The organism is Pseudomonas sp. NPDC088444 (assembly GCF_044900175.1).
In the GTDB taxonomy this organism is placed as follows: domain Bacteria; phylum Pseudomonadota; class Gammaproteobacteria; order Pseudomonadales; family Pseudomonadaceae; genus Aquipseudomonas.
On record NZ_JBJDNK010000006.1, the window covers coordinates 217,873 to 230,229 of the forward strand.

Below are 12,357 nucleotides of genomic sequence, written 5' to 3' on the forward strand. Positions count from 1 at the left end.
TCAACAGCAGAGCAGCGAGCGAATCCATGAGCACCGACAAGACCAACCAGTCCTGGGGCGGCCGCTTCAGTGAACCCGTCGACGCCTTCGTCGCACGCTTCACCGCATCCGTCACTTTCGACCAACGCCTTTACCGCCATGACATCATGGGTTCCATCGCCCATGCCACGATGCTGGCCAAAGTGGGCGTACTGACCGATGCCGAGCGTGACACCATCATCGACGGCCTGAAAACCATTCAGGGCGAGATCGAGGCAGGCTCGTTCGACTGGCGCGTGGACCTGGAAGACGTGCACATGAACATCGAAGCGCGTCTGACCGACCGCATCGGCATCACGGGCAAAAAGCTGCACACCGGACGCAGCCGCAATGACCAGGTCGCGACCGACATTCGCCTGTGGCTGCGTGATGAAATCGACCTGATCCTCGCGGAGATCACACGCCTGCAAGAAGGCCTGCTGAGCCTGGCCGAGCGTGAAGCCGAGACCATCATGCCAGGCTTCACCCACCTGCAAACTGCACAGCCGGTGACCTTCGGGCACCACATGCTGGCGTGGTTCGAAATGCTCAGCCGCGACTACGAGCGCCTGGTCGACTGCCGCAAACGCACCAACCGCATGCCGCTGGGCAGCGCTGCGCTGGCGGGCACGACCTACCCGATCGACCGCGAACTGACCTGCCAGTTGCTGGGCTTCGAAGCCGTGGGCGGCAACTCGTTGGACAGCGTCTCCGACCGCGACTTCGCCATCGAATTCTGCTCGGCGGCCAGCGTGGCAATGATGCACCTGTCGCGCTTCTCCGAAGAGTTGGTCCTGTGGACCAGCGCACAATTTCAGTTCATCGATCTGCCGGACCGCTTCTGCACCGGCAGCTCGATCATGCCGCAAAAGAAAAACCCGGACGTGCCGGAGCTGGTGCGTGGCAAAAGCGGCCGCGTGTTCGGCGCCCTGATGGGCCTGTTGACCCTGATGAAAGGCCAGCCACTGGCCTACAACAAGGACAACCAGGAAGACAAAGAGCCGCTGTTCGACGCCGCCGACACCCTGCGCGATTCGCTGCGTGCGTTCGCCGACATGATCCCGGCGATCAAACCGAAGCACGCGATCATGCGTGAAGCGGCGCTGCGCGGTTTCTCTACTGCCACCGACCTGGCCGACTATCTGGTTCGCCGTGGCCTGCCATTCCGTGACTGCCACGAGATCGTCGGTCATGCCGTGAAGTACGGCGTGGAAACCGGTAAGGACCTGGCTGAAATGTCGCTGGAAAAGCTGCGCCAGTTCAGTGATCAGATCGAACAGGACGTGTTCGCCGTGCTGACGCTCGAAGGCTCGGTCAACGCTCGGAACCACATTGGCGGGACCGCCCCAGCTCAGGTCAAGGCGGCTGTCGGACGTGGCAAGCAGTTGCTCGCCAGCCGCTAAGCGCGGACTGTAGCAGCGCGCTTGCCCGCGATAGGGTTGTGCCAGATAGCAATTTCGTCACAGGCATACCGCAATCGCGGGCAAGCGCGCTCCTACAAGGCGTTGCTCGCTAGACTGCGACCGGCTTCACCCTCGCCAGAAACACGGGAAAGTCGGCCTCCCGCTCTACGGCGACAACACGTGCACTATCGCGCTCGTTAAGCCGCTCCAGCAATGCCCTCGCCCCCTTCACCTCATCGAGCAGATTCAATCCGAACAATCGCTCGCCCACCTGCTGCGCCAGATCCACGGTGTACATGAAATAGATGTCGGCCAGCGTGAACGTCGACCCCGCCACATAAGGTGCAAAGTGCCCTCTGCGCGCCAGCGCCGCAAAACCCTTGATCAAATCCCTTCGGGCTTTTGCCTTGAGCGCCTCGGGTGTCGCGCGCCCGCCAAACAGCACCTCCACATAGCAGAGCCGCGCGGGCAACTCGATGTACAGTTCGATTTCCTTGACCAGCGTCCAGACTTGCGCTCGCCGAAACGGATCAGCAGGCAGTAATGAAATCTGGGGGTGCACATCCTCCAGATAGCGCAGAATGACGTCGGTTTCGCTGATGAAACCTGCTTCGGTTTCCAGAACAGGGATCTTGCCGCGAGCACTGACGGCCAGCGTTTCAGGATTCTGACAGCCGTGCATCGACACGACGTCAAACGGCAATTGCTTCTCCAGCAACGCCAGCTTGACCATGTTGAAGTAGTTACTCGAAGCGAATCCGTAGAGCTTGAACATTGACAGGCCTCCTTGGCCTCTTTGGGCGATCATTGCCGCTCGGCCCGGCACAAGGGCCTTACGCAGAGCGGCTATCACGCTAGCAGCTCGCCATTGCAGGGTCGTTGATGCGGGTCATGTGCATGCAGAATTACGCGCCCCTCAATTGAAGGTAAACTGCGACTTTCCCGAGGAGTCTGCCATGAGCGACCAGATCGACAATGACGATGAAGCATTTGCTGAATCGACCTTGATTCAAGCCATCGAAAACCAGATCGAAAGCGACAACCCGCCTGCCGCAAAGGCCACGTTCAACAAACTGACTCTGGTCGGTTACGAGCGTGACGACATCCTCAATATGATGGCTCACGTGCTGGCGGTGGAAATCGACGGCATCCTTGAAGAAGATCGCCCGTTCAACACCGAATGGTACGAAAAGGCCCTGCGCGCCTTGCCGGAGCTGCCGCCGGGTGTGGAGCTGGATGACGAGGAGTGACACTCTCCGCCACAGGCTTACTGGGCCTGCGGGAGATTCTATGGTGGGATGCAAACGCTCTGTGTCCGACTGACTGACGATGCTGACTGGTCTATGGTCTTCGCCAGCAAGCCGGCTCCCACAGTTCCAGCGTCGAGAACAAAAATTTGATTCCGACGCTATCCTTGTGGGAGCCGCCTTGGTGGCGAAAGCGGTGCGTCAGTTAAAGTTGCTGTGTCTGACCTGACGACCGGCCAGATACTTCCTGCAAAAACTCCAGACGCTTACTACACTCCAGATGCCCCGCTGCCGCTTGATCTACGGGGCCGTCCTGTCTGCGATTCCATCGCCGTGTCATCCATTAGAACAAGTCTGGAGCACCTATGTCGTTCACCCCTGAATTGGTTGCCGAACTGGAAATCCTGTCGCTTTACAACCTGCGCAACACTCAAGAGGGCCTGAAGGTCCACCACATTGCGGCCCCCGCCGCCGTTGCCGCGGCCCAACGACTTTTCGACAAAGGCCTGACGACTCAGGTCGACGGCGGCTACTTGACCAGCCTGGGACTGGATGCAGCCGAACACGCCCAATCGTTGCTGATCATTTTGTCCACCCAACAGGAAGCGGCCTGAGGCCGTCGCGTCGCGAGACCTTTGTTCAACCCCCTTGAAATAAAGGTTTCGCGAACCCTTCATTTATAAGATGCTGCGCCGATAAAATTCTGGCGCCAGAAAAAAGACAAAGCCGCCTCACGACCGCTGAACCTTCTTGCCTGTCGCCTTGCTCGCCACCCCAGCAGTGCCGTCCGTCGGCTTTGAGTCGCGATGATTCGTAGTTTCGAGATCCGCCCCGATCTGGATGAGGGCATCGACCGCAAGGTCCTCAGCCAGTTGCGCAACCGTTTTCTCACCCTCAACGAAGGGCGGCTGAGTCGCGCCAATGAGGGGCTGTCCACGCGTCAGCAGTCGGTACTGGCGTTGCTGCCACTGTTTTTTCACGTCAACCATCCTCTGCTGCCAGGTTATGTATCAGGCGCTACACCAGCCGGGGTTTCCCACTACGAACCCGACGCTCAGGCCCTGGCCGAAGCTCAGCGGCTGACCCGGTCTTTCTCCTACAAACCCCGTCGCGGCAATCCGCCTCAGCCCATTCACGGCATTTTTCTGATGGGCAGCCTGGGCACGCTGGCTCAGGCCGATAACAGCGACATGGACGTGTGGATCTGCCACGACACCCACCTGTCGCCCGACGAGGTCAACGAATTACGCAAAAAGTGCCAGGCGCTGGAGACCTGGGCGGCGACGATGGGCGCCGAAGCGCATTTCTTCCTGATCGACCCCGAGCGTTTCGTGCTGGGCGAGCGCGATGCCCAACTCAGCGGCGAAGATTGCGGCACGACGCAGCACTATTTGCTGCTCGACGAGTTTTACCGCACGGCGATCTGGCTGGCCGGTCGCACGCCGATCTGGTGGCTGGTGCCGGTCTACGAAGAGGCTCGCTACGCCGAGTACACCCACACGCTGCTGTCCAAGCGCTTCATCCGTGAAGACGAGGTGCTCGATCTGGGCAACATGTCCCACATCCCTCCGGGAGAGTTCATCGGGGCCGGGCTCTGGCAGTTGTTCAAGGGTATCGAATCGCCTTACAAGTCCGTGCTCAAGCTGCTGCTGACCGAGGCGTATGCCAGCGAGCATCCGCAAGTGCAGTGCCTGAGCATGCGCATGAAGAAAGAGGTCTTCGCCAGCCGTGTGGACCTCGACGAACTCGACCCCTACATGATGGTGTATCGCCGCATCGAGGAATATTTGCTGGCGCGGGGCGAACCTGAGCGGCTGGAACTCGTTCGCCGCAGCCTGTACCTCAAAGTGAACAAGAAGTTGACCGGCTCACCTCGGCAACGGGCAACCAGTTGGCAGCGCCTGTTGCTTGAGCGGCTGGCCAAGGAGTGGAAATGGGACGAGCGCCAGTTGGCACTGCTCGACAGCCGCAGCCAATGGAAAGTGCGACAAGTCGCCAGCGAACGCCGCGCACTGGTCAGTGAACTCAACTTCAGCTATCGCTTTTTGACCCAGTTCGCGCGCACGCAAAACACCGTCAACTCGATCAACAAGCGCGACCTCAACCTGCTGGGGCGTCGTCTCTATGCGGCCTTTGAGCGCAAGGCGGGCAAGGTCGAGTTCGTCAATCCGGGCATCGCCCCGGACCTGGCCGAAGACACGCTGACACTGGTGCAATCCCCCAATAAACGCGAACCCGGCAAATACCAGTGGGGCCTGTATAACGGCAACCTCGGCGTGCATGAGTGGGAATCCTTCGCGCCGATCAAACGTAGCCGCGAACTGCTGGAGTTGCTTGCCTGGTGCCATCGCAACAACGTGATCGACAGCAGCACGCGGCTGGCCCTGCATCCCGGCACCAGCGATCTCACCGAATTCGAACTGTTCAATCTGCAAGGCGCGCTGCAACAGACCATCCCGATGCCACTCGGGATGGTGTCTGACGAAGCGCTGCTACGTCCGAGTGTGCCCAGCGAGATCTTGCTGCTAGTGAACGTCGGCGTCGACCCGCTCAAGCACCACAAGGACCTGAACATCCTGATGACGACCGAGCGCACCGACTCCTTGAGTTATGCCGGGGTCCGGGAAAATCTGGTACTGACCTTCGACCAGATCACGCTCAATAGCTGGAACGAAGTGCTGGTCAATCGCTTCGATGGTCCGAATGCGCTGTTCGATTGCCTGACCGAACTGCTGAACAACCTGCCGCAAACGTCGCCCAAACCCGTCATTCACGTGCGCTGCTTCTGCCACAACCGAGCGCCCGCAATTGCCCAGCGGGTCGAGGAGCTGGTGAATACGGCGCAATTGTTGCTGTCCCGACAGTTGAATCATCGCTATCTGATACAGGTCCAGTATCGCTACCACGTTCTGGAAATGACGCCCGGCCAAGTGAGTCACGTCGTACTGGATAACCTGCCCGCGCTTTACGAGTATCTGGGCGAGGAACTACAGACCTACAGCCCGATTCATCTCGACCCACAGGCGCTGGACGACAGTGATCTGTCGCTGATCATTCCTCATGGCCAGCCCGAATGCATTCAGGTGTTCTATCGGATCAACGAGCCAAACGCCGATATCTATGTGCTCGACGAACACAACGCCCTTTGGCATCAGCGCCTGCCCTATCACGACGAGCCGAGTTTGCTGGTGCCACTGCAACGTTTCCTGCAATCGTTGATGTTCCGACGCGGCGCGTTGCTGCCGTTGGACAACCCGCTTGAACCCTCGACGCTGGAAACCCTATATTACCGCATCACGCCAGACGGCGCCGGCCGCGCGAGGCGGATCGAGCAACGGCTCGGCCCAGTGATGTCAACCGACAAACCCTTCTATGACGTACAAGCCATTGTCGAAGAAGCATCGCCAGGGCAGGTCAACGTCACGCTGTACTGCGACGGGATGGAGTTTTCGGAGCTGGAGTTCGGCGAGCAACTGTTTAGCGTCGTTGCTCGTCAGATTCTCGACCAGCGTCGCGAACCGCAGCGCTATCGGTGCTACATCACGGATCTTGATCTGTCGGGCATTCTGGCGGATACGCGGGGCGAGACGATTCTGTTCCTGCGCTACAAGGCCGAGCTGGAGAAGTCGCTGAATGAGGCGATGGAGGAGGCTTGAGCCGTCATTGTGAACACCGACCTGTGGGAGCCGCCTTGGTGGCGAAAACGGTGGGTCATGTTCATTGATGGCGCCTGACACGCCGCATTCGCCACCAAGGCGGCTCCCACAAGGTCCCGGCGAACCGTAAAGTCAGCGTGGAGCCCGGCGTTGATCCGCCTGCCGCACGATCTCCCGCCGACGCTCATCCGTCGCAGCCCGCCACTCGCGGATGTCTTCGACATGGCGGAAACATCCTGTACAAACTTTCTGCTCATCGAGCCTGCACACACTGATGCACGGCGATGGCACCGCCGGGCTGACGTTGCTGTACAGCGGCTTCGGCGGTCTGACAGGGGCAGCGCTGGTGGTCACGATCAGTTGCCGTCAACCGCGTCGAAATCGACCTCAACGCCTGCCTGGGTGTTCGCCAGACGCGTTAGCATCTCGCCCAGCAGCTCTTCGGTCTTGTCGCACACCCAGCGCTTTTCCTCTTCGTCGTAATCGAAGTGGAAACCACCAGCGACCGCCGCCAGCCACAACTGACGCAGCGGCTCCTGACGGCTGAAAATGAACTGAGTGCCGTTTTCGAATTTCACGGTCAGCACACCGGCCGAACTCTCAAGGTCCAGATCCAGGTCGCTCTCGTCGAAGATATCCTCAAGTTTTTCTTGAGTAGCATCGACCAGGTCATGAAAGCGGGCTTCGGTCAAACTCATTGCGGGAACCTCGAAAGTGTCTGCGGATGGCGCAGCGACGCAAGATACGGTCGCTTGCGCCCAATTGCAAAGCTTACCCGCCCATTTGCAGATTGCCGCGCCAAAAAACGCCCGCCAATCCCTCGCCTCCCGGGTGCCCGCGTCAAAGCCCCGCCGGACGGGAGCCGTGGCGCATAGGCAATCTGTCGGGTGGTCGGTATACTCGGGCGCAATTAATGCTTATACAAAGGATTTCGCCATGAAGCGCCTGATTTCCTCCCTGGCCGCGCTCCTCGCTGTTGCGTGCCTGGTCTCTGCCTGCGGTCAGAAAGGTCCGCTGTACCTGCCGGACGGCGAAACGTCCAATGCCCCTGGCGCGGACAACTCTTCGCACTCGCACAAGCACTCGACCTACTAGGGACTGACCATGGACGCCTTCAACTACCGCGACGGTGAACTGTTCGCGGAAGGAGTGGCATTGTCTGCCATTGCCGAACGTTTCGGCACGCCGACCTATGTCTACTCCCGAGCCCACATCGAAGCACAATACCGCGCCTACGCCGACGCCTTGAACGGCATGCCGCATCTGGTCTGTTTCGCCGTCAAAGCCAACTCGAACCTGGGTGTACTCAATGTCCTGGCGCGTCTGGGCGCCGGTTTCGACATCGTTTCCCGTGGCGAGCTTGAGCGGGTGCTGGCCGCTGGCGGTCAGGCTGACAAGATCGTGTTCTCCGGTGTCGGCAAGACTCGCGACGACATGCGCCGTGCGCTTGAAGTCGGTGTCCATTGCTTCAACGTCGAATCCACCGACGAACTGGAGCGCCTGCAGGTCGTGGCCGCCGAAATGGGCGTTCGCGCCCCGGTTTCCCTGCGCGTGAACCCGGACGTCGATGCAGGCACGCACCCGTACATTTCCACCGGTTTGAAAGAGAACAAGTTCGGCATCGCCATCGCTGACGCCGAAGACGTCTATGTCCGCGCCTCGCAACTGCCAAACCTGGAAGTGATCGGCGTCGATTGCCACATCGGTTCGCAACTGACCACGCTGTCGCCTTTCGTCGATGCGCTGGACCGCCTGCTGGATCTGGTCGATCGCCTGAGCGACTGCGGCATTCAACTGCGTCATCTGGACCTGGGCGGTGGTTTGGGCGTGCGTTATCGCGATGAAGAACCGCCACTGGCAGGCGATTACATCAAGGCCGTGCGCGAACGCATTGAAGGCCGCGATCTGGCATTGATGTTCGAACCGGGCCGTTTCATCGTCGCCAACGCAGGCGTGCTGCTGACCCGCGTCGAGTATCTCAAGCACACCGAGCACAAGGATTTCGCCATCGTCGACGCAGCGATGAACGACCTGATCCGTCCGGCGCTGTATCAGGCGTGGATGGACGTCAAAGCCGTTCAGCCTCGCGATGGCGCGGCGCGTACCTACGACATCGTTGGCCCGATCTGCGAAACCGGCGACTTCCTGGCCAAAGAGCGCGAGCTGGCGCTGGCCGAGGGCGATCTGCTGACCGTGCATTCGGCCGGTGCCTATGGCTTCGTCATGAGCTCGAACTACAACACGCGCGGCCGTACCGCTGAAGTGTTGGTCGACGGCGATCAGGCATTCGAAGTACGCCGTCGTGAAACCCTGACAGAGCTGTTCGCTGGCGAAAGCCTGTTGCCGGAGTAATCCCATGCTGCTGCGTTTTACCAAGATGCACGGCCTGGGCAATGACTTCATGGTGCTGGACCTCGTGAGCCAGCACGCGCACATTTTGCCCAAGCACGCCAAACAATGGGGCGATCGGCACACCGGTATCGGTTTCGATCAACTGCTACTGGTCGAAGCGCCGAACAATCCGGACGTGGACTTCCGCTACCGAATCTTCAACTCCGACGGCTCCGAGGTCGAGCAGTGCGGCAATGGCGCGCGCTGCTTTGCCCGCTTCGTGCTGGACAAGCGCCTGACGGCCAAGAAGCTGATCCGCGTCGAAACCAAAAGCGGCATCATCGAACTGGACATCCGTAGCGATGGGCAGATCAGCGTCGACATGGGTGCGCCGCGTCTGGCCCCGGCCGATATCCCCTTCGATGCGCCGCAACAGGCGACCAGCTACACGCTGGACGTCGACGGCGAAAGCGTCGAGCTGGCGGCGGTGTCGATGGGCAACCCTCACGCCGTCCTGCGGGTCTACGACATCAATAACGCCCCCGTTCACAGCCTCGGCCCGAAGATCGAGCATCATCCTCGCTTTCCGGCTCGAGTGAACGTGGGTTTTCTGCATGTCGTCGACCGTCAGCGCGCCCAACTGCGCGTTTGGGAGCGCGGCGCCGGGGAAACCCAGGCCTGCGGCACGGGCGCGTGTGCGGCGGCGGTTGCGGCCATCAGTCAAGGCTGGATGGATTCGCCACTGCTGATCGATCTGCCAGGCGGACGCCTGTCCATCGAGTGGGCGGGGCCTGGTCATCCGGTGTTGATGACCGGCCCGGCCGTCAGGGTCTATGAAGGCCAAGTTCGTCTATGAGTGAGAGCATGCAATGACCGACAAGCCTCAGACTTCAATCGACACGCCCGGCGAGACCTTCGCCGATCAGACAGTGCCTGCGCTTGAAGCCGAGGCTGTCGCGGCCTGGCTGCACAAACACCCGGACTTCTTTGCCGAGCACGATGAACTGCTCGCCGCGATGCGCATTCCTCATCAGCGCGGCGACACCGTTTCTCTGGTCGAGCGCCAGTTGAAGTTGCTGCGCGAGCGCAACATCGAGATGCGTCACCGCCTCTCTCAATTGATGGATGTGGCGCGTGACAACGACCGACTTTTCGAGAAAACCCGTCGCCTGATCCTTGCGCTGATGGACGCCACCAGCCTTGAAGAAATCGTCATGGCGGTGGAAGACAGTCTGCGTCAGGACTTTCAGGTGCCGTTCGTGAGCCTGATCCTGTTCAGCGACAACCCGATGACCGTCGGCCGCTGGGTCAGCAGCGCAGAAGCACAGAAAGCCATCGGCAGCCTGCTGTCCGGCGGTAAGACCGTGTGTGGCGCTCTGCGCGAGCACGAACTGGAGTTTCTGTTCGGTGCCGATCAAAGCAAAGAGGTCGGTTCCACCGCCATCGTCGCGCTGAATCATCTGGGCTTGCATGGCGTGCTCGCCATCGGCAGCCGCGACCCGCAGCACTACAAAAGCTCGGTGGGCACGCTGTTCCTGACCTACATCGCCGACGTGCTGAGCCGCCTGCTGCCGCGCTTCACCAACGCCTTGCGCTCGGTGCGCTAGCCATGGAACGGCAACTGGACGCTTACTGCACACACCTGCGCAGCGAGCGCCAAGTGTCGAGCCACACGCTGGAGGCTTATCGTCGGGATTTGAGTCGCGTGATGGGCTTTTGTGACAAACAGCGCATCACCGACTGGAAAGCGCTGGACCCGGCCGCCATGCGCACCCTTGTCGCTCAACTCCACCATCAAGGCCAGTCCTCTCGCAGCATCGCGAGACTGTTGTCTGCCGTGCGCGGTTTCTACCAGTATCTCAATCGCGAAGGGATCTGTGAGCACGATCCTGCCAATGGCCTGTCGCCGCCGAAAGGTGAGCGTCGGCTGCCGAAAACGCTGGATGCAGACCGCGCGCTGCAATTGCTGGAAGGGGGCGTTGAGGACGAGTTTCTCGCGCGCCGCGATCACGCGATTCTCGAACTGTTTTATTCGTCGGGCTTGCGGTTATCAGAGCTGACCGGGCTTAACTGTGAGCAACTTGACCTCGCAGACGGTCTGGTTCAAGTGCTCGGCAAGGGCAATAAGACTCGCGTGCTTCCGGTCGGCCGAAAAGCCCGTGAAGCGCTGGCGGCGTGGTTAAAACAACGCGCACTGGCCAACCCTCAGGATGATGCGGTGTTTGTCAGCCAACAAGGCCGACGTTTGGGGCCGCGCGCGATCCAGGTTCGGGTCAAGGTCGCTGGCGAACGCGAACTGGGCCAGAACCTGCACCCGCACATGCTGCGGCACTCGTTCGCCAGCCATCTGCTCGAATCATCCCAGGACTTGCGTGGCGTGCAAGAACTGCTTGGCCACGCCGACATCACCACGACTCAGATTTACACCCACCTGGATTTCCAGCACCTGTCGAACGTGTACGACAGCGCTCATCCTCGGGCCAAACGCAAGGATTCTTCTGAATGAGCATCAAGCTGATCACCTTCGACCTGGACGACACCCTGTGGGAAACCGCACCCGCTATCGTCAGCGCAGAGGCTATGTTGCGCGACTGGCTGGGTGCCAATGCGCCAAAACTGGGCCCGGTGCCGGTGGAGCACTTGTGGGAAATCCGCGCGCGCCTGGTCGAGGCCGATCCGAGTTTCAAGCACCGGATCAGTGCACTGCGTCGCCGGGTACTGTTTCACGCGCTGGAAGATGCAGGCTACAGCCACAGCGAAGCGCAGGATCTGGCGGAACAAAGTTTCGAAGTGTTCCTGAGGGGGCGCCATCAGCTTGATATCTTCCCGGAAGTGGTGCCAACGCTGGAAATCCTCACCAAGTCTTACACCTTGGGCGTCGTGACCAACGGCAACGCGGATGTCCGCCGCCTGGGTCTGGCAGACTATTTCGCCTTTGCGCTGTGTGCGGAGGATCTGGGCATCGGCAAGCCCGATCCTGCGCCTTTCCTCGAAGCCCTGAAGCGCGGCAAGGCCCAAGCCGCTCATGCCGTTCATGTGGGTGATCATCCAGGCGACGACATTGCAGGCGCCCAGCAGGCGGGCTTGCGGGCGATCTGGTACAACCCGAGCGGCAAGGCGTGGGAGGCGGACATATTGCCGGATGCCGAGATCAATAGTCTGACGCAGTTGCCTGAGGTGTTGGCGCGGTGGGGGTGAGGGCGTTTGGCTTTAGATCGCTACATTGATGCCTTTCAGGCCTATTCGCCAGCAGGGCATCAGAGTAAGAATTCCAAGCCAAAACCCAAAATTAAAAAACCAAAGCCAAAAAAAAGCCCGCAGCGACAGCGGGCTTTTTTCAGCAGGGATCAGACGCCTTCAGATAGGGCGGCTACCGTACTTGTTGTCAGGCTTCTTTGGCGGATCGGCGACCACATTGGCCTCCACTTCCTGGATCTTGCCACCACGGGCCAGGAACTCTTCCATCGCACGAGCCAGAGCATCACGCTCTTTGTTCTTGGCTTCAACGCTGGGCAGTTCATCGACCGAGACCGCAGCCTTGGCTTTACCTTTGGCGGGAGTCGCCGGGGCATCGGAACTGTCGTCTATTTCCGCGCCGTCGTCTTCAGGAGCAGCCGCAAGCTCCTCACCCTCGTCCTCACCTTCCAGATCGTCGTCAAGACTTTCGTTATCGATGTCGTCGTCGCTCATGTTCTACCTCAT

14 protein-coding genes are annotated in these 12,357 nt (G+C 60.2%); 10 read left to right on the forward strand and 4 right to left on the reverse strand.

What is annotated here, in order from left to right; translation table 11 throughout:
- Positions 1–26: 26 nt before the first annotated feature.
- On the forward strand, positions 27–1,421 hold the full coding sequence (argH, locus tag ACI2KB_RS13960; protein ID WP_404635393.1) for an argininosuccinate lyase: 1,395 nt from the start codon (positions 27–29) through the stop codon (positions 1,419–1,421).
- Positions 1,422–1,530: 109 nt separating this feature from the next.
- Here argH and ACI2KB_RS13965 read toward each other — a convergent pair whose 3' ends face one another.
- On the reverse strand, positions 1,531–2,196 hold the full coding sequence (locus tag ACI2KB_RS13965) for a glutathione S-transferase family protein (protein ID WP_404635395.1): 666 nt from the start codon (positions 2,194–2,196) through the stop codon (positions 1,531–1,533).
- A gap of 181 nt (positions 2,197–2,377) precedes the next feature.
- On the opposite strand from ACI2KB_RS13965, the gene ACI2KB_RS13970 reads away from it, so the two are divergent.
- The 3 genes from ACI2KB_RS13970 to ACI2KB_RS13980 all read left to right on the forward strand — a co-directional run bounded on the left by ACI2KB_RS13970 (position 2,378) and on the right by ACI2KB_RS13980 (position 6,324).
- Positions 2,378–2,671 carry a hypothetical protein gene (locus tag ACI2KB_RS13970; protein ID WP_404635397.1) on the forward strand — a complete coding sequence of 98 codons (294 nt, stop codon included), beginning with the start codon at positions 2,378–2,380 and terminating at the stop codon, positions 2,669–2,671.
- A gap of 362 nt (positions 2,672–3,033) precedes the next feature.
- A complete protein-coding gene (locus tag ACI2KB_RS13975; protein WP_404635399.1) occupies positions 3,034–3,282 on the forward strand; it encodes a TIGR02647 family protein in 249 nt (82 codons plus the stop codon).
- 192 nt (positions 3,283–3,474) lie between these two features.
- Positions 3,475–6,324 (forward strand): class I adenylate cyclase, encoded by a 2,850-nt coding sequence (locus ACI2KB_RS13980; RefSeq protein WP_404635401.1) that lies wholly within the window; start codon positions 3,475–3,477, stop codon positions 6,322–6,324.
- A 132-nt stretch (positions 6,325–6,456) separates the two neighbouring features.
- Here the strand turns inward: ACI2KB_RS13980 and ACI2KB_RS13985 are convergent, their stop codons facing one another.
- Positions 6,457–6,678: a DUF1289 domain-containing protein gene (locus tag ACI2KB_RS13985; protein ID WP_404635403.1), complete on the reverse strand. Its 222-nt coding sequence runs from the start codon at positions 6,676–6,678 to the stop codon at positions 6,457–6,459.
- Positions 6,679–6,680: 2 nt separating this feature from the next.
- Positions 6,681–7,022 (reverse strand): iron donor protein CyaY, encoded by a 342-nt coding sequence (cyaY, locus tag ACI2KB_RS13990; RefSeq protein WP_404635405.1) that lies wholly within the window; start codon positions 7,020–7,022, stop codon positions 6,681–6,683.
- A 238-nt stretch (positions 7,023–7,260) separates the two neighbouring features.
- On the opposite strand from cyaY, the gene ACI2KB_RS13995 reads away from it, so the two are divergent.
- Genes ACI2KB_RS13995 through ACI2KB_RS14020 form a run of 6 tightly spaced genes read left to right on the forward strand, consistent with a single transcriptional unit; the run spans position 7,261 to position 11,853 of the window.
- Positions 7,261–7,419 (forward strand): lipoprotein, encoded by a 159-nt coding sequence (locus ACI2KB_RS13995; RefSeq protein ID WP_404635407.1) that lies wholly within the window; start codon positions 7,261–7,263, stop codon positions 7,417–7,419.
- Positions 7,420–7,428: 9 nt separating this feature from the next.
- Positions 7,429–8,676 carry a diaminopimelate decarboxylase gene (lysA, locus tag ACI2KB_RS14000; protein ID WP_404635408.1) on the forward strand — a complete coding sequence of 416 codons (1,248 nt, stop codon included), beginning with the start codon at positions 7,429–7,431 and terminating at the stop codon, positions 8,674–8,676.
- A 4-nt stretch (positions 8,677–8,680) separates the two neighbouring features.
- Positions 8,681–9,511 (forward strand): diaminopimelate epimerase, encoded by an 831-nt coding sequence (dapF, locus tag ACI2KB_RS14005; RefSeq protein ID WP_404635409.1) that lies wholly within the window; start codon positions 8,681–8,683, stop codon positions 9,509–9,511.
- A gap of 13 nt (positions 9,512–9,524) precedes the next feature.
- On the forward strand, positions 9,525–10,262 hold the full coding sequence (locus ACI2KB_RS14010) for a DUF484 family protein (RefSeq protein WP_404635410.1): 738 nt from the start codon (positions 9,525–9,527) through the stop codon (positions 10,260–10,262).
- A 2-nt stretch (positions 10,263–10,264) separates the two neighbouring features.
- A complete protein-coding gene (xerC, locus tag ACI2KB_RS14015; RefSeq protein WP_404635411.1) occupies positions 10,265–11,161 on the forward strand; it encodes a tyrosine recombinase XerC in 897 nt (298 codons plus the stop codon).
- Positions 11,158–11,853: an HAD family hydrolase gene (locus ACI2KB_RS14020; protein ID WP_404635412.1), complete on the forward strand. Its 696-nt coding sequence runs from the start codon at positions 11,158–11,160 to the stop codon at positions 11,851–11,853. The genes xerC and ACI2KB_RS14020 overlap by 4 nt, the downstream gene beginning before the upstream one ends.
- A 159-nt stretch (positions 11,854–12,012) precedes the next feature.
- On the opposite strand, the gene sutA is transcribed toward ACI2KB_RS14020, so the two are convergent.
- A complete protein-coding gene (sutA, locus tag ACI2KB_RS14025; RefSeq protein WP_404635414.1) occupies positions 12,013–12,345 on the reverse strand; it encodes a transcriptional regulator SutA in 333 nt (110 codons plus the stop codon).
- Positions 12,346–12,357: the final 12 nt, after the last annotated feature.